The sequence below is a fragment of the Pseudomonas sp. JV241A genome (genome assembly GCF_900275665.1).
Lineage (GTDB): Bacteria > Pseudomonadota > Gammaproteobacteria > Pseudomonadales > Pseudomonadaceae > Aquipseudomonas > Aquipseudomonas wadenswilerensis.
Genome location: NZ_OPYO01000033.1, coordinates 133,584 through 151,132, shown reverse-complemented (window position 1 = coordinate 151,132; position 17,549 = coordinate 133,584). Strand labels below are relative to the sequence as shown.

The following is a 17,549-nucleotide window of genomic DNA, read 5'->3' as shown; positions in this document are numbered from 1 at the left end:
ATTCATGCGTCATTACGAAATCATCTTTCTGGTCCACCCTGACCAGAGCGAGCAAGTCGGCGGCATGGTTGAGCGTTACACCAAGCTGATCGAAGAAGACGGCGGCAAAATCCACCGTCTGGAAGATTGGGGCCGTCGTCAACTGGCCTACGCAATCAACAATGTTCACAAGGCTCACTACGTGATGCTGAACGTTGAGTGCACCGGCAAGGCCCTGGCCGAGCTGGAAGACAACTTCCGCTACAACGATGCCGTGATCCGTAACCTGGTCATCCGTCGCGACGAAGCCGTTACCGGCCAGTCCGAGATGCTCAAGGCTGAAGAAAACCGCAGTGAGCGCCGTGAGCGTCGCGACCGTCCTGAGCATGCTGATGGCGCCGAAGGCGACGACAGCAATGACAGCGACAACAGCGATAACGCTGACGAGTAATCCACGGACCTTTTGAGGAGCCTATTACATGGCACGTTTCTTCCGTCGTCGTAAATTCTGCCGCTTCACTGCTGAAGACGTGAAAGAGATCGATTACAAAGATCTCAACACCCTGAAAGCTTACGTATCCGAAACCGGCAAAATCGTTCCAAGCCGTATCACCGGTACCAAAGCTCGTTATCAGCGTCAGCTGGCTACCGCTATCAAGCGCGCCCGCTTCCTGGCCCTGCTGCCCTACACCGACAGCCACGGCCGCTGAGACCGGGTCGTCGACAAGTAGCAAAGGATAAAATGCATGCGCGCCTTGGCTGATTTCATCATGCGCGGTCGCGTGCAGGCCACCCTCGTGGTGGTGGGTTGTGCGGCATTGCCGCTGTTGTTCTGGTTGAGTGCCGCCGCCGGGAGCCTGGTGTTCCTGCGGCGCGGTTTCAAGGATGCCTCCGGTGTCCTCGCCTGGGCTTTGTTGCCGGCGATGGCCTGGTGGTTCTTCGGCGAGCCGCGCACCTTGATGGTGTTGCTGGGTACGCTGGGTCTGGCTGCGCTGTTGCGCGCCGGGCAGTCCTGGAACCGGGTGCTGTTGTTCAGCATCGGCATGGGTCTGGTGTATGGGGTTGTACTGGGTTCGGTGTTCCGCGAACCGATTGAAGCTCTGGCTGGAGCGCTTGAAAAAGCCCTGCCGCAGATGCTCGACGGTCTCTACCAACAGTTATCGGTAGAGGAGCGGGCCCGCCTTGGTGGCCTGATTGCGCCAGTGCTCGTTGGCCTGATAGCGGCGTTGTTGCAAGCCGTCAGTGTGCTGGCCCTGATGTTGGGTCGTTACTGGCAGGCGTCGTTGTATAACCCGGGTGGTTTTGGTCGCGAGTTTCAAGCGGTCAGGCTCCCCCTGGTGCCGGCGCTGGTACTGTTGGTGCTCATGCTGGTGGGGCCGAACTTCGGTCCTGAACTGGCGATGTTGACGCCACTGTGCAGCGTACCGCTGATGTTTGCAGGGCTTGCCCTGATGCATGGGCTGGTGGCGCAAGGTCGATTGGCCAAATTCTGGCTGGTCGGGTTGTACGTGACGCTGGTGCTGTTCATGCAGCTGACTTATCCGTTGCTCGTGGTCCTGGCCATTGTCGACAGCCTGATTGATTTTCGCGGTCGCAAGGTACCCCCCAAAGGTGCCGATAACGATTCCGCGAACGGTGAAGGTTAAAAGTTAAGAGGTTATTACCAAATGGAACTGATCCTGCTGGAAAAAGTCGCCAACCTGGGCAACCTGGGCGACAAGGTAAATGTTAAGGCCGGTTACGGTCGTAACTTCCTGCTGCCATTCGGCAAAGCCACCGCTGCTACCGCTGCCAACCTGGCTGCGTTCGAAGAGCGTCGTGCTGAGCTGGAAAAACTGGCTGCAGAGAAAAAAGCTTCGGCTGAAACCCGCGCTGCCCAACTGGCCGAGCTGGAAGTGACCATCACTGCCACCGCCGGTGACGAAGGCAAGCTGTTCGGTTCGATCGGCACCCACGACATCGCTGACGCCCTGACCGCCTCCGGCGTTGAAGTGGCCAAAGCTGAAGTTCGTCTGCCGAACGGCACCATCCGTAACGTCGGCGAATACGACGTTGCCGTGCACCTGCACAGCGACGTTGAAGCCACCGTTCGCGTGGTTGTTGTCGCAGCCTAAGCTGTACCGATCGGCTGGCACCTTGGGTGTCAGCCGGTTAACATCGGGCACGATCCTGCTTTGCAGGTCGTGCCCTTTGTCTTTTTCATCACCCTGATTCCTGCGTGGCCATGAACGAGATAACCGCCCCCGAGCAATATGATCTGCAAACCGCTGCCCTGAAGGTGCCGCCGCATTCCATCGAGGCCGAACAGGCCGTGCTCGGTGGCTTGATGCTGGACAACAACGCCTGGGAGCGGGTGCTTGATCAAGTCTCCGATGGCGACTTCTACCGGCATGACCACCGCCTGATCTTCCGCGCCATCCACAAGCTCGCCGACCAGAACGCCCCGTTCGACGTGGTGACACTGCACGAGCAACTGGACAAGGAAGGGCTGAGCTCGCAAATCGGCGGCCTCGGCTACCTCGGCGAGCTGGCCAAGAACACCCCGTCGGTGGCCAACATCAAGGCCTATGCGGGGATCATCCGCGAGCGGGCGACCCTGCGCCAGCTGATCAGCATCAGCAACGAGATCGCCGACAGCGCCTTCAACCCCCAAGGGCGCAATGCCGCGGAGATCCTCGATGAAGCCGAACGGCAGATCTTCCAGATCGCCGAAGCACGGCCGAAAACCGGCGGCCCGGTGGGCGTCAACGACCTGCTGACCAAGGCCATCGACCGTATCGACACGCTGTTCAACACCGACAGCGCGATCACCGGCCTGTCCACCGGCTACACCGACCTTGACGAGAAGACCAGCGGCCTGCAGCCAGCCGACCTGATCATCGTCGCCGGCCGTCCATCGATGGGTAAGACCACCTTCGCCATGAACCTGGTGGAAAACGCGGTACTGCGCAGCGACAAGGCGGTACTGGTGTACTCCCTGGAGATGCCAGGCGAATCGCTGATCATGCGTATGCTGTCCTCGCTCGGCCGCATCGACCAGACCAAAGTACGTTCCGGCCAGCTGGAAGACGACGACTGGCCGCGCCTGACCTCGGCGGTCAACCTGCTCAACGACCGCAAGCTGTTCATCGACGATACCGCCGGCATCAGCCCGTCGGAAATGCGCGCGCGGACCCGCCGCCTGGTGCGCGAGCACGGCGAAGTCGGCCTGATCATGATCGACTACCTGCAGCTGATGCAGATCCCGGGCTCCAGCGGCGACAACCGCACCAACGAGATTTCCGAGATTTCCCGCTCGCTCAAGGCCCTGGCCAAAGAGTTCAACTGCCCGGTAGTGGCCCTGTCGCAGCTCAACCGCTCCCTCGAGCAGCGGCCGAACAAGCGCCCGGTGAACTCCGACTTGCGTGAATCCGGTGCAATCGAGCAGGACGCCGACGTGATCATGTTCGTTTACCGGGATGAGGTGTACCACCCGGAGACCGAGCACAAAGGCATTGCCGAAATCATCATCGGCAAGCAGCGGAACGGCCCGATCGGCTTTATCCGCCTGGCCTTCATCGGCAAGTACACCCGCTTCGAAAACCTCGCGCCGGGCAGTTACAACTTCGACGACGACGAGTAATCCGCTCAGCCATCACTGGCGGCCCTGAACAGTTCACGCGCCGCTTGAGGGCTAAAAGCGGCACGCCAGATCGGCACATGGGCTTGCCCTTCACGCTCGGCCTGAGCCTGTGATGCTGCGCCCAGGCGGCTTTGTGCCAAGGTCTTCAAGTGCGCGCCCTTGAGCTGGAACTGGTCCAGGGCGGTCGTTGTCGCATCGTAGTGAAAATGCGCCTCCCAAAGCGTTGAGCGACTGCCTTGGGCGTCGCGGATCTGGTAAATGTCGAGGAAGTACTTGTTCCGCCCTTTACCGCGTGGCGCTCGCATCAGTGTCTTGTGCACGCTCACTTGCCGGTGCTCGATCAGGTACAGCAGACGATTGATGTCGAGTGTTTCCGGTGATTTGTACAGCATCAGGCGCAATGCCTCGCCATGCTGGCGCAAGCGCTGGGCGGCGCCGTGCAGGCGATCGAGCAGGGAACTTTGTTCAGCCGCCGTGCTTGATGACTCAATGCCTTGTGCCAACACCTCCAGAGCCCCGGCGTGACGTTCAAGGGCTTCGACGATGTTGGTCGGGTTTTGTTTTTTCGCGGCATCCTGGCGTGCGCTGTCCAGTTGCTGCTCGACGTTGCCCAGTAACGTATTGGCCTGGGACAGCTGCGTTGCCAGCGACGCAGCGCCGCCAACCTGGCGTTCAGTGGCAAGCGGCTGCCAGTAGCCGGCCACTGGGTTGACATAGCGTTGCACCCGGGGGCCGGAAACGATGCCAGGGCTGATGATATCGACCACCTCCCGACCCTGCTCGTCGGTGTGTGCTTCCCCCACCTTAAATGCCGTAGTGCCCTGCTGCCTGACTTTGATCACCCGCTTGCGTGGCCCGGCGACAGGCTGCTGCAGCGACAGGGCGGGCAGAAAATCAGTGTCCAGGGCCTGCGAGTCAAGGCTCAACAGGGTATTGCTGGTCAGGTCTTGGTACATCGACTCAAGTCGCTGTTGTATCTGCTGCACCAGGTTGACCAGCGCCTGGTCGATGTCGCGCAGATGGGCTTTATCCAGCATGGCAGCGGTGTCCTGCATGGATTTGAGCCCTTGCTGGTGGTTGTCGAATTGGCGTTGCAGGTCATCGAGCAGTGACAGCTGATAGTGTTCCGGGAGGCTGTCCAGGTCGGTATAGGTGCTCAGGGCGTCGTGCAGTTGCACCAGGCGCAGCGCCGCCTCGGTATTGAGCTGGATCGGGGCTTGCGGGTCCGGGGTGTCGCTGATAACCAGCAAGTCCATCTTGAACAGGATCACCGCCGCTCGGTGCATCAGCACAGTTGCGGGGAAATGTTCCCTGGCCCGGGCGAGATAGGCGTCGGTGCGAGGGCCGGGAAAGCTGCTGGTGAGGGCTTTGATATAGGCCGCGTGCTTGTCGAGGAAGGGGCGCTTTTCGTCCAGGTGCTGGAGGATACGCCGGTGTTGCAGGCGATAGCGGCCATGCTCGCCCTGATGGGGGTCGGCCAGCAACTCCCCGGTTTCACTGGTGAAGGCGAGGTCCTGGCTGAGCATGATCTTTTCCAGGCAGTGAAGGCGATATTCGTGCATCTCTCGTTGCTGACTCAGTGTCTGCGGCTCGCCCAGGGTTTCAAGCAGGTCGATCTTCGTCGAAATGTATTTGATGGTTTTCCAGTAGGTCAGGACCAGGGCAGAGATGGCTTGTAGCTGTGCGTCTGAGCCACTAATTGTGGCGTTGACCCGGGCAGTCGCTTGCGTCATCTGGCCGGCGGTCGTCAGCAGTGCCTGGTTGACTTCAAGTAGTTGCTGGCGAGTGTTGTATTGCTGCTGAAATTGGGCATCACGCTCGGCTGTGGCGGCTGCACGGTTCTGCTCCTGCATTTGCGCCAGACGCCCGCCTCGGCGGGGCATGCCGGCGGCGCCAGGAACCTGGGCGTAGTACCAGTGCTGGCGATACAGCACAATCGCAGGGCTATCGGCACGTGGACCATCTGCCAGTCGCCATACCCGCCATTCTGGAGTTGATGCCGAGGCCTCAGGCACTATCGGGTATGCGGCTCCCTCGATCATGGCGTAGGTCGTTCCCTGGTAACGATGAATGCCGCTCCCAGGCGGGCTGGCAGTACCGGCCAATGGATGGGCGCCAACCCTCAAACGTCCGGCTGAGACCGCCTGCAGCGGGGGCTCGGCCAGCAGTGCCGGCAGCAGGTCGCGGTTGCGCAGCGCGATGTCGAGCAGATGTTCGCGCAACATGGCAACGCTATTGTCTTTGGCTAACGGGTTGTGTGGGTGCTCGTGCAAGGCCTGCAGTAACCCAACACCTGGCATGTCCTGGAATTGATAGCGGCTACCGGTGCGGGTCAGGCTCAGGTAGCCCGTGGCGTCGGGTGAACCGAAGTGTTGAACGGGCACTGCGGGGGTGAAACCTGTGCCTGGCGGGGCTTGAAGGTTCTCTTCGATGCGGATGCCTAATGTAGCTGGCCACTCAGGGCGGGTGGCGAGCAACTGGCAGCACAGAGCTTCGACATCCCGGTCGGGGCCAGCCCGCTCATCGTCCAGTTTGCACAGTGCCAACAGGCTGCGGCTTTCCTGCGCAAGCCCGAGCAAGGTCGAAATGGGGCCGGGTTCGATGAGACTGTCCGTTGCTAGCCGCATCAGCTCGGGGTGGCGGCGCAGCGCTTCGCGCGCGGCCGCAACAGACAAACCGGGGAAGCGCAGGGTCAGGGCGGCAATGGCCGGGTTGCCCTCTGCGTTGGCCGATGGTTGCCCTTCAATCACGCAGCGCAGTTGCCAAGGCAGGTCCGCCCCCGCGCTCCATGCCGCCTCCAGCTGTTCGCGCGTTACACCGCTCAGCCGCACTACGGAGGTAGCGGACTTGGTAGGGAGCTGAGGCTGCAGGTGTTCCAGCAACCTGGCGTCGCTCCAGTTTCGCGAATCCAGTTGCTGCGCTATTCGTGCTTCAATTGCCGGTGCACGGCCAAGGGCTGCCACCAGGTGCCTTGAGCGGCGAGCCGAGAGCCGTGCGCCGAGGCCCTGAAGCCTGGCGCTGATGATCAGGTCGGCGATATCGGCCGCGGCCTGGACTGCTTCGTTGATGCGACCGGACAGCAGTGCGTTGGCTGCTGAAATCGACTGAAAACCAAGGCTGGCGAAGGTGGCGGTGAGCATGGCGCGGTTGAGGCCGGTAACGCCGCCGGGAACCGAGAGTGTCAGCAACTCCAGCACCTCGCTGACCACGAACAGTGCGCCTCTCTGGAAGGTGTCGAAATCCACGCTGTTGTTGCTGATCGCCATCAGCGCCAGGTCGGCGGCAATCCCGTGCTGCTGTTCCTGGGCGATAACCTGGAGCAGTGATTGCGATTTCCACGGGCTGTTCGGGTTCTCGACGACATCGAGCAGGGCGGTGGAGGGCTGGTTGGCAAAGGTGTCGTACAGCCATTTGGCCAACGTATTGAGCTGGTTGCGGTCAACGTTGTCAGGCTTGAGCAGTGCCGAGAGCTTTTGTTGTAGCGCAAGCGGCAGCCATTGATAGAGCCAATGCAATGCGCTGGTGTTTTGGCCCTCGTGGATCTGCTGGCGTAGCGAGTCCACAGCGTCGACGGCCGAGGCGTGAGAGCGCCAGGCGCCGTCCGGGCGTTCGGGAAAATAGCTGAAAATCCCATCGCCCAACTTGACCACGAAAAACGGCAGCGGAATCAAGTTACCCATCAGGGTCTGGCTCATGCGTTGGCTGGCCACTGAGTCCAGTGCCTGTTTCAGTGGCCTGAACAACGGCTGAGACCCGGCCAGCCCGAGCAGATGTTCGATGACCCCGTCCGGCAACTTCAGGCTGAAGTATTTCCACTGCAGGGCCCCCGGTCGCTCGCAGGCTGTTTGCAAGCTGGCCAGTTGCTCACGGTTGAACTCGTGGTCTTCGGTGCTGCGATAGGCTTCCAGCAGGGCAAATTGCAACAGGGCACGCTGATAGTCGTTGACCGCTGGTGCGCTCAGGGCGGGCAGCTTTTGCTGCAAGTCGTCTTGCAAGCGCTTGCCCAGGTTCAAATTGCGCACGACATCGACGAAGGTGCTCACCGGGATCAGCGAATGACGCCCGCCAGGCTCGCGGGTGTTGATGCTACTGGCCTTGAGGAAGTCCTGCCCTGAGCCGCTTTGCAGCGCAATGTTAAAGCCAAAATTGTCCTGGGCTGCCTGCCAGAGACTGCGAGTCTGCAGGTGTTCGACTTCCTGGTGGGGGAACTCGTGCTGAACCTCCAGCGAGTAGGTGTGCAGGTAGGTGCTCAGAGGGTCCAGCGCCTGGCCGGACGCCAGGGCCAGTTGTTGGCGCAGGTCATTCAGAGCCTGGTGCTCGAAAGCACTGCGAAACTGGTGCAGGGCGTCACTCAGACGCTGGCGCAGTTGCGGGCCGAGACGGGCCAGTAGCAGGTAGCGGCGCTGCTCATGTTCATCCAGGGTGTGCAAACTTTGCTTCAGATGCTCTTCGATCAGCTCCAGGGTCAGGCGATCTGACCAGCGTTGCAGGTCGTTGGCTGCCAGTGGGACCTGGTCGACAATTGAGGGGGGCATGGTGTGCGTCTCCATTGGTGGAAAACGCAGATCAGAGCGCGGCGCTGGCGGCGACGGGCGGTAAATAATTGTCGGGGGCGGATTCCGACCACCACCGTCGGATTTGGTCAATTTTTGTGCTATATTCCGCGCCCGCGATTTTTCATCGATTAGCCACCGGTCACTGACATGCAAGCAGCCAAACCACTTTTCGACTATCCCAAATACTGGGCCGAATGCTTCGGGCCAGCACCGTTCCTGCCGATGAGCAGGGAGGAGATGGATCAGCTCGGCTGGGATTCCTGCGACATCATCATCGTGACCGGTGATGCCTACGTCGACCATCCGTCGTTCGGCATGGCCATTATCGGCCGCCTGCTGGAAGCCCAGGGTTTCCGCGTGGGCATCATTGCCCAGCCGAACTGGCAGTCCAAAGACGACTTCATGAAGCTCGGCGAGCCAAACCTGTTCTTCGGCGTCGCGGCCGGCAACATGGACTCGATGATCAACCGCTACACCGCCGACAAGAAGATCCGCTCCGACGACGCCTATACTCCGGGTGGCCTGGCCGGCAAGCGTCCGGATCGCGCCAGCCTGGTCTACAGCCAGCGCTGCAAGGAAGCCTACAAGCATGTGCCAATCGTCCTTGGCGGCATTGAAGCTTCTCTGCGCCGTATCGCTCACTACGACTACTGGCAGGACAAGGTCCGTCATTCGATCCTGATCGACGCCTGCGCCGACATCCTGCTGTATGGCAACGCCGAGCGGGCCATTGTCGAAGTGGCCCAGCGCCTGTCTTTTGGCCAGAAGATTGAAGACATTACCGACATCCGCGGTACTGCTTTCATTCGCCGTGACACGCCGCAAGGCTGGTACGAGGTCGACTCGACCCGTATCGACCGTCCGGGCAAGATCGACAAGATCATCAACCCGTACGTCAACACCCAGGACACCCAGGCCTGCGCCATCGAGCAGGAGAAGGGCGAGGTCGAGGACCCGAACGAAGCCAAGGTTGTGCAGATTCTCGCCAGCCCGCGCATGACCCGTGACAAGACGGTCATCCGCCTGCCGTCGTTCGAGAAGGTCCGTGGTGATGCCGTGCTCTATGCCCACGCCAACCGCGTGTTGCACCTGGAGACCAACCCGGGCAACGCCCGTGCCCTGGTGCAGAAGCATGGCGAAGTGGACGTGTGGTTCAACCCGCCACCCATTCCGATGACCACCGAAGAAATGGACTACGTGTTCGGCATGCCCTATGCGCGCATCCCGCACCCGGCGTACGGCAAGGAGAAAATTCCGGCCTACGACATGATCCGTTTCTCGGTGAACATCATGCGCGGCTGCTTCGGTGGTTGTACCTTCTGCTCGATCACCGAGCACGAAGGGCGCATCATCCAGAACCGTTCGCACGAGTCGATCATTCGCGAAATCGAAGAGATCCGCGACAAGGTGCCGGGCTTTACCGGCGTCATCTCCGATCTCGGCGGGCCGACTGCGAACATGTACCGCATCGCCTGCAAGAGCCCCGAGATCGAATCGGCGTGCCGCAAGCCATCGTGCGTGTTCCCGGGCATCTGCCCGAACCTGAACACCGACCACTCGGCACTGATCAAGCTGTACCGCAGTGCCCGTGACCTGCCGGGAGTGAAGAAGATCCTCATCGCTTCGGGTCTGCGTTACGACCTGGCGGTGGAATCGCCGGAGTACGTCAAGGAACTGGTGACCCACCACGTCGGCGGTTACCTGAAAATTGCCCCGGAGCACACCGAGGAAGGCCCGCTGAATCAGATGATGAAGCCGGGCATCGGTAGCTATGACCGCTTCAAGCGCATGTTCGAGAAGTATTCGAAAGAGGCGGGCAAGGAGCAGTACCTGATCCCGTACTTCATCGCCGCGCACCCGGGCACTACCGACGAAGACATGATGAACCTGGCCTTGTGGCTCAAGGGCAACGGTTTCCGCGCCGACCAGGTGCAGGCGTTCTACCCCTCGCCAATGGCGTCGGCCACGGCCATGTACCACTCGGGCAAGAACCCGCTGCGCAAGGTCACCTACAAGAGCGACCCGGTGACCATCGTCAAGAGCGAGCAACAGCGTCGCCTGCACAAGGCGTTCTTGCGTTACCACGATCCGAAGGGCTGGCCGATGCTGCGTGAAGCCCTGGAACGCATGGGCCGTGCCGACTTGATCGGCCCGGGCAAGCACCAGCTGATCCCGCTGCACCAGCCGGCGACCGACAGCTACCAGAGTGCCCGGCGCAAGAACTCGACCCCGGCCGGCAGCCACAAGGTGGCCAAGGAACAGAAGATCCTCACCCAGCACAACGGCTTGCCGCCGCGTGCCAGCGACGGTTCCAAGCCGTGGGACAAGCGCGAACAGGCCAAGGCTGCGGCGTTTGCCCGCAACCAGGAAGCGGCCAAGGCGCGCAAGGATGCCGCCAAGGGCGGCAAGGGCAAGAAAAAGCCCGCCCGCCAGCCGGCGCTGCCGCGCTAACTGAAACGCCAGCCTTCGGGCTGGCGTTTTTGTTTGTGTCGCTGGCAAAGCCTCAAATCTGTGCAAGGCTTGCACGGCGGCCTCGCTACGGTGCGCTTTTGCTGCGACCGTAGGGGCTGCATGCAGGGAATCGCAGGCCTGGGCCCATGGCACAAGTCTTGCGCGGTTCCGCTACCGCCCAGGCTCGCAGGAGGCCCGCCGTGTCGATTCATGTCGCCTTGCACCATGTCACCGAGTACCGCTACGACCGTGCAGTTGAACTGGGCCCGCAAATCGTTCGCCTGCGCCCGGCCGCCCACAGCCGTACACGGATCCTCTCCTACGCGCTGAAGGTGCAGCCGGGTGGGCATTTCATCAATTGGCAGCAGGACCCACAGGGCAATTACCTGGCGCGCCTGGTGTTCCCGGAGAAAACCGACAGCCTGCGGGTGGAAGTCGACCTGGTCGCCGAGATGGCGGTGTTCAACCCGTTCGACTTCTTCCTCGAACCCTACGCCGAGCAGATGCCCTTCAGTTATGGCCGTGACGAACGCCACGAACTGCTGCCCTACCTGGAGCAACTGCCGCTGACGCCGAAGTTCGCCACCTACCTGGACAGCATCGAGCGTACGCCGCAAGCCAGCGTCGATTTCCTGGTTGCCCTGAACCAGCGCCTGAGCGAAGACATCAGTTACCTGATCCGCCTCGAACCCGGTGTGCAAACCCCGGAGCAAACCCTGGAACTGGGCTCCGGCTCTTGCCGTGATTCGGCCTGGTTGCTGGTGCAGTTGCTGCGTCACCTGGGCCTGGCGGCGCGGTTTGTCTCCGGCTATCTGATTCAACTGACCGCCGACATCAAGTCGCTGGACGGGCCGGCGGGTACCGAAGAAGATTTCACCGACCTGCATGCCTGGTGCGAGGTGTACCTGCCCGGTGCCGGCTGGATCGGCCTGGATGCCACCTCAGGGCTGTTTGCCGGCGAAGGTCATATCCCATTGGCCTGTAGCCCCGATCCGACTTCAGCGGCGCCGATCAGCGGCTTGGTCGAGCCCTGCGAATGCACCTTTGAACATGAAATGAGCGTCGAGCGCCTGTGGGAATCACCACGGGTGACGCTGCCCTACAGCGATGAGCAATGGCAGGCCATCGTCGCCCTCGGGCGCCAGGTGGATAGCGATCTGAAAGCGGCGGATGTGCGCCTGACCATGGGCGGCGAGCCGACCTTCGTTGCCATCGACGACCCTGACGGCGCCGAGTGGAACACGGCAGCGTTGGGCGCGAACAAGCGGCGCCTCGCTGGCGAGCTGTTCCAGCGTCTGTACAAGCATTACGCGCCCAGCGCCCTGGTGCATTTCGGCCAGGGCAAGTGGTACCCGGGTGAGCAGTTGCCGCGCTGGTCGCTCAACTGCTTCTGGCGGCGTGACAGTGTGCCGCTGTGGAGCAACCCGGCGTTGATTGCCGACGAGCAGGAAGACCTTGGCGCCGACAGCGACTTGGCCGGGCGCTTCCTGGCCAGCGTTGCCGAGCGTTTGAAGTTGCCGCCGCGCTATGTCTTCGCCGCCTACGAGGACCAGCTCTATTACCTGTGGCGCGAGGGCGGCCTGCCGTCCAATGTACGCGTCGACGATGCACGGCTGGACGACGAGATGGAGCGCGCTCGATTGCGCAAAGTGTTCAGCCAGGGCCTGGACAAGGTCATCGGCCAGGTTCTGCCGTTGGCCCGCAGTGCCGACGAAGAGCGCTGGCAAAGCGGGCGCTGGTACTTGCGCGATGAGCATTGCCGGTTGGTGCCTGGCGATTCACCACTGGGTTACCGCCTGCCGCTGGCCGCGCAGCCCTGGGTCAAGGCCGCTGAATACCCCTATGTGCATCCGACCGACCCGAACCAGGTGCTGGGCGATTTGCCCGCCGGCGATGCGTTGGCCCGGGCGAGCGCTGGGCATGCAGTGGACGAAAAGGAACGCACAGCCCCCGAGATCGATGCCTCGGCCGACTGGCTGACCCGAACGGCCCTGTGCGCCGAACCGCGTGAAGGTCGCTTGTACCTGTTCATGCCGCCGTTATCACGGCTGGAGGATTACCTGGAGCTGGTCACGGCGATCGAAGCCACCGCCGCCGAGCTGCATTGCCCGGTCATCCTCGAAGGCTACGAACCGCCGGCCGACCTGCGCCTGGCCAACTTCAAGGTCACGCCGGATCCCGGTGTCATTGAGGTCAACGTGCAGCCTTCGGCCAGTTGGGACGAGTTGGTGGAGCGTACCGAGTTCCTCTACGAACAGGCGCGCCTGAGCCGCCTGAGCAGCGAAAAATTCATGATCGACGGTCGCCACACCGGTACCGGCGGCGGCAACCATTTTGTGCTCGGCGGCGCGACTCCGGCCGACTCGCCGTTCCTGCGCCGACCCGATCTGCTACGCAGCCTGATCAGCTATTGGCACAACCATCCATCGCTGTCCTACCTGTTTTCCGGCCTGTTCATCGGTCCGACTTCCCAGGCGCCGCGGGTGGATGAAGCGCGTAACGACGCTCTCTATGAACTGGAAATTGCCTTCGCGCAGATGCCCGAGGTCGGTGAGGACTGCCCGCCCTGGCTGGTCGACCGGCTACTGCGTAACCTGCTGATCGACGTCACCGGCAATACCCACCGCGCCGAGTTCTGCATCGACAAGCTGTACTCCCCGGATGGTCCGGCCGGGCGCCTGGGTTTGCTGGAACTGCGCGCCTTCGAGATGCCGCCTCATGCGCGCATGAGCCTGGTCCAGCAGCTTTTGCTGCGCGCCTTGGTCGCGCGTTTCTGGCGTGAACCCTATGCGCCCAAGCGCCTGGCCCGCTGGGGGACCGAGCTGCACGACCGCTTCATGCTGCCGCACTTTATCGAGCAGGACTTCGCTGATGTACTGGTCGAGCTCAATGCCGCAGGCTACCCGCTGCGTGCCGAGTGGTTCGCAGCGCACCTGGAGTTTCGCTTTCCCAAGGTCGGCGACTATGCCGTCAACGGTATCGAGCTGGAGCTGCGCCAGGCCCTGGAGCCCTGGCATGTACTGGGCGAGGAGGGCAGTGGCGGTGCCGCCGTACGTTATGTCGATTCGTCGCTGGAACGCCTGCAGGTCAAGGTCAGCGGCATGCCGCCGGAGCGTTATCAGCTGACTTGTAATGGTCGGGCGCTACCCTTGCAGCCAACCGGGCGGGTCGGTGAGTTTGTCGCCGCCGTGCGTTATCGCGCCTGGCAGCCGGCCAATTGTTTGCAGCCGACCATCGCGGTGCATGCGCCGCTGGTGTTCGACCTGCTCGACACCTGGATGGGCCGTTCGCTGGGCGGCTGCCAATACCATGTCGCCCATCCGGGCGGGCGCAATTACCAGACCCTGCCGGTCAATGCCAACGAAGCCCAGAGCCGGCGTCAGGCGCGCTTTTTCCGCCTTGGGCATAGCCCGGGCGTAGTGGACGTACCTGTGCTGCAGGTAAACCCGGAACTACCCTTTACCCTGGATTTGCGCCGCAGCTGAGCGTTACTCTGAACTGACTTGTGGCCTTCGAGCATTGCCATGCCTGACCTGTTTGATGCTTACCCGCTGAGTGCGGGGACCTATCACGAGCTGCTCGAAAGCCAAGGCGCGGTGCGGGAGCATTGGCAGCCCTTGTGTGCCTACCTGCAGCGCAGCGGGCCGGCGCAACTGGCCCAGCGCCAGGCCTCGTTGACCCGCCAGTTGCGCGAGAACGGCGTCACCTACAACGTCTATGCCGACCCCAAGGGCGCCGACCGGCCGTGGGAGCTGGACCTGTTGCCGCACCTGCTGCCCGCCGCCGAATGGCAGCAGCTGGCGGCGGGTGTTGAACAGCGCGCACGATTGCTCAATGCGGTGCTGGCCGATATCTACGGGCCGCAACAGTTGATCCGTGAAGGCCTGCTGCCGGCCGAACTGGTCTATGGCCATAACAATTTTCTCTGGCCCTGCCAGGGTATCGCTCCACCTGAAGGGACCTATCTGCATGTCTATGCGGTGGACCTTGCCCGCGCCCCGGACGGTCGCTGGTGGGTCACTGCCGACCGTACCCAGGCGCCGTCGGGCGCAGGTTTCGCGCTGGAGAACCGCACCATCGTCTCGCGAGCCCTGCCCGAGCTGTACCGCGACCTGCAGGTGCAGCACCTGGCTGGTTTTTTCCGTACCCTGCAACAGACCCTGGCGCGGCTGGCGCCCAGTGCCAAGGACGCGCCGCTGGTGGTGTTGCTGACCCCGGGGCGCTTCAACGAGAGCTATTTCGAGCACCTGTACCTGGCCCGGCAACTGGGTTATCCACTGGTCGAGGGCAGCGACCTGACCGTGCGCGATGCCACGGTGTACCTCAAGACCTTGAGCGGCCTGCGCCGGGTGCACGCGATCATGCGGCGTCTGGACGATGATTTCTGCGACCCGCTGGAGCTGCGCACCGATTCGGCCCTGGGCGTGCCCGGTTTGCTTGATGCCGTGCGCCAGGGCCGGGTACTGGTGGCCAATGCGCTGGGCAGCGGCGTGCTCGAGTCGCCAGGGCTGCTCGGCTTTTTACCGGCGATCAACCAGCGCCTGTTCGCTGAAGACCTGAGCCTGCCGTCCATCGCCACCTGGTGGTGCGGTGAGCCACCGGTGATGGCGCGGGCGCTGGAGCAGTTGCCCAAGCTGTTGGTCAAGCCGGCGTTCCCCTCGCAGAGCTTCAGCCCGGTATTCGGTCGTGATCTCGACCCGGCCCAGCGCCAGGCCCTGGCCGCTCGCATCCAGGCCCGGCCGTACGCCTACGTGGCCCAGGAGCTGGCGCAACTGTCCCAGGCGCCGGTATGGCAGGCCGAGAAGGGCCAGTTGCAGCCGCGGGCCATCGGCATGCGCGTGTACGCCGTGGCCTCGGCCGAGGGTTATCGGGTACTGCCCGGTGGCCTGACCCGGGTTGCCGCCCAGGCCGATGCCGAAGTGGTGTCGATGCAGCGCGGTGGTGCCAGCAAGGACACCTGGGTGCTTGGCGACGCTGCGCCAGCGGGCGAGCAATGGCGGACCCAGCGCAGCATCGGCGTGGCCGAGCTGATCCGCCAGGACCCTTATCTGCCGTCACGGGTAGTGGAGAACCTGTACTGGTTCGGGCGTTACTGCGAGCGCTGCGATGCCAGTGCGCGTTTGCTGCGGATCATTCTCACCCGTTACCTGGACGGCGACGACCCGCTGGCCTTGCAGGCCGCGGTGGAACTGGCCGATGAGTTGTCGTTGTTGCCGGAGGAGGGCGAATTGCCCGAGCGCCTGCGTGCGGCGCTGGATGATGCCGACTGGGCCTTCAGCCTGCGCGCCAACTTGCAGCGCCTGCAATGGGCGGCCTCCCAGGTGCGCGGCAAGCTCTCGCGGGAGAACTGGCAGGCGCTGGTCGAGCTGCAGCGTGAGGCGCAATGCCTGGAGGATGCCGAGGCGGATTTCGGTGAGCGGGTGGATTTTCTCAACCGCCTGGTGATGTCGCTGGCGGCACTGTCGGGTTTTGCCCTCGACGACATGACCCGCGACGAGGGCTGGCGTTTCTTGATGATCGGTCGACGCATCGAGCGCCTGCAGTCGCTGTGCAGCAGCCTGGCGGCGTTTCTGCGCGGGCCGGCGGTGTACGACCAGGCCGGGCTCGAATGGTTGCTGGAGCTGGGCAACAGCAGCATCACCTATCGTTCGCGCTATCTGGCCGTCGCGCAGTTGATCCCGGTGCTCGATTTGCTCCTGCTCGATGAACAGAACCCCCATGCCGTGCTGTTTCAGCTCAAGCTGCTGGTGCGCGCCAATCAGCGCTTGAGCGAGGAGTTCGACAGCCCCTGCGATCCGGCCCTGGCCCTGCTGGCCGAGCAGTTGCGTCACTTCGACCTGCGCAGCCTGGAAGATCCCTTGTTCGGCAGCGCCAGCGTACAGGCCGTGCTGTCCGGCCTTGCCGATCTGCTGCAAGCGGTCGCCCTCGCCAGTGGCGAGATCTCCGAGCGCCTGGCCTTGCGCCATTTCGCTCACGTCGATGATGTCAGCCAACAGACGGTGTCACTGTGATGAGTGCGCACTACCAGATCATTCACGACACCCATTACCGCTACGACAGCCCGGTGTCCCTGGCCCAGCAGCTGGCGCACCTGTGGCCACGGCCTTGCGCCTGGCAACGCTGCACGGCCCAGGCCCTGCAGGTCAGCCCGCAGCCAACCCAGCGGCGTGATGAGTGGGATGTATTCGGCAACCCGCTGACCCGCCTGGCCTTCGAGCGCCAGCATGAGCAATTGCGGGTGGTGGCGCGCTTGCAGGTTGAAGTGCTGGAGCGGGACGCGCCGGACTTTGCCGCCTCGCCCGCCTGGGAGCGGGTGCGCGATGCCCTGACCTATGCCAGTCAGCCGTTGGTGGCGGAGTTTTTCGAAGCCTGTCGCTACCGTTTTGAGTCGCCTTATGTGCGTCTCAAGCAGCGCTTCGTTGTTTTCAGCGAATCCTGTTTCGAACCCGGGCGGGCGTTGCTGGAAGGCGTGCAGGCGTTGATGGAGAAGATCTTCAGCGAATTCACCTTCGACGCCGACGCCACCCAGGTCGCCACGCCACTGGTAGAGGTGCTGGAGCGTCGTCGCGGGGTGTGCCAGGATTTTGCCCACCTGATGCTCGCCTGCCTGCGTTCGCGTGGTCTGGCTGCGCGTTATGTCAGCGGCTACCTGTTGACCCGACCGCCACCTGGCCAGCCTCGGCTGATTGGCGCCGATGCCTCGCATGCGTGGGTTTCGGTGTTCTGCCCGGGGCAGGGCTGGATTGATTTCGACCCCACCAACAACCTGCGGCCGGCGCTGGAGCACATCACCCTGGCCTGGGGCCGGGATTTTTCCGATGTGTCGCCGTTGCGCGGGGTGATCCTTGGAGGCGGCAGCCATGACCCGGAGGTGCAGGTCACGGTGATGCCGCTGGATGAAGCTGCTGCTTTGCAGGAGCGGGCTTGACCCGCGATGAAGC

The 17,549-nt window shown here is 62.7% G+C and carries 10 protein-coding genes; 9 read left to right on the top strand and 1 reads right to left on the bottom strand.

Features of this window, described 5'->3' with window-relative positions:
* Positions 1-4 precede the first annotated feature (4 nt).
* From rpsF to dnaB, 5 genes are all read left to right on the top strand, one after another.
* The gene (rpsF, locus tag JV241A_RS22380; protein ID WP_115089086.1) at positions 5-430 is read left to right on the top strand and encodes a 30S ribosomal protein S6; all 426 of its coding nucleotides are present in this window, start codon (positions 5-7) and stop codon (positions 428-430) included.
* A gap of 28 nt (positions 431-458) precedes the next feature.
* Positions 459-689 (top strand): 30S ribosomal protein S18, encoded by a 231-nt coding sequence (gene rpsR / locus JV241A_RS22375; RefSeq protein WP_009403887.1) that lies wholly within the window; start codon positions 459-461, stop codon positions 687-689.
* A gap of 36 nt (positions 690-725) precedes the next feature.
* Positions 726-1,625, top strand: coding sequence for a hypothetical protein (locus JV241A_RS22370; RefSeq protein WP_115089084.1), 900 nt, complete (start codon positions 726-728; stop codon positions 1,623-1,625).
* Between the two features lie 21 nt (positions 1,626-1,646).
* Positions 1,647-2,093 carry a 50S ribosomal protein L9 gene (gene rplI, locus JV241A_RS22365; RefSeq protein WP_045196876.1) on the top strand — a complete coding sequence of 149 codons (447 nt, stop codon included), beginning with the start codon at positions 1,647-1,649 and terminating at the stop codon, positions 2,091-2,093.
* A gap of 110 nt (positions 2,094-2,203) precedes the next feature.
* Positions 2,204-3,601 carry a replicative DNA helicase gene (gene dnaB / locus JV241A_RS22360; protein ID WP_115089082.1) on the top strand — a complete coding sequence of 466 codons (1,398 nt, stop codon included), beginning with the start codon at positions 2,204-2,206 and terminating at the stop codon, positions 3,599-3,601.
* Positions 3,602-3,606: 5 nt separating this feature from the next.
* Here dnaB and JV241A_RS22355 read toward each other — a convergent pair whose 3' ends face one another.
* Complete coding sequence (locus JV241A_RS22355) at positions 3,607-8,136, bottom strand: hypothetical protein (RefSeq protein WP_134064511.1); 4,530 nt, start codon at positions 8,134-8,136, stop codon at positions 3,607-3,609.
* Positions 8,137-8,304: 168 nt separating this feature from the next.
* Here JV241A_RS22355 and JV241A_RS22350 point away from each other — a divergent pair, with 168 nt between their 5' ends.
* From JV241A_RS22350 to JV241A_RS22335, 4 genes are all read left to right on the top strand, one after another.
* Positions 8,305-10,608, top strand: coding sequence for a YgiQ family radical SAM protein (locus JV241A_RS22350; protein WP_134064509.1), 2,304 nt, complete (start codon positions 8,305-8,307; stop codon positions 10,606-10,608).
* Positions 10,609-10,808: 200 nt separating this feature from the next.
* Positions 10,809-14,093, top strand: a complete 3,285-nt coding sequence (locus tag JV241A_RS22345) for a transglutaminase family protein (protein WP_134064507.1) — start codon at positions 10,809-10,811, stop codon at positions 14,091-14,093.
* 39 nt (positions 14,094-14,132) lie between these two features.
* Positions 14,133-16,619 (top strand): circularly permuted type 2 ATP-grasp protein, encoded by a 2,487-nt coding sequence (locus JV241A_RS22340; RefSeq protein ID WP_134064505.1) that lies wholly within the window; start codon positions 14,133-14,135, stop codon positions 16,617-16,619.
* Positions 16,619-17,536, top strand: a complete 918-nt coding sequence (locus JV241A_RS22335; RefSeq protein ID WP_115089073.1) for a transglutaminase family protein — start codon at positions 16,619-16,621, stop codon at positions 17,534-17,536. The genes JV241A_RS22340 and JV241A_RS22335 overlap by 1 nt, the downstream gene beginning before the upstream one ends.
* The last annotated feature ends 13 nt before the right edge of the window (positions 17,537-17,549 follow it).

Excerpts from the sequence above, each read along its gene's own strand:
- rpsF (WP_115089086.1), top strand. The coding sequence starts at position 5 with ATGCGTCATTACGAAATCATCTTTCTGGTCCACCCTGACCAGAGCGAG.
- rpsR (WP_009403887.1), top strand. The coding sequence starts at position 459 with ATGGCACGTTTCTTCCGTCGTCGTAAATTCTGCCGCTTCACTGCTGAA.
- JV241A_RS22370 (WP_115089084.1), top strand. The coding sequence starts at position 726 with ATGCGCGCCTTGGCTGATTTCATCATGCGCGGTCGCGTGCAGGCCACC.
- rplI (WP_045196876.1), top strand. The coding sequence starts at position 1,647 with ATGGAACTGATCCTGCTGGAAAAAGTCGCCAACCTGGGCAACCTGGGC.
- dnaB (WP_115089082.1), top strand. The coding sequence starts at position 2,204 with ATGAACGAGATAACCGCCCCCGAGCAATATGATCTGCAAACCGCTGCC.
- JV241A_RS22355 (WP_134064511.1), bottom strand. The coding sequence starts at position 8,136 with ATGCCCCCCTCAATTGTCGACCAGGTCCCACTGGCAGCCAACGACCTG.
- JV241A_RS22350 (WP_134064509.1), top strand. The coding sequence starts at position 8,305 with ATGCAAGCAGCCAAACCACTTTTCGACTATCCCAAATACTGGGCCGAA.
- JV241A_RS22340 (WP_134064505.1), top strand. The coding sequence starts at position 14,133 with ATGCCTGACCTGTTTGATGCTTACCCGCTGAGTGCGGGGACCTATCAC.
- JV241A_RS22335 (WP_115089073.1), top strand. The coding sequence starts at position 16,619 with ATGAGTGCGCACTACCAGATCATTCACGACACCCATTACCGCTACGAC.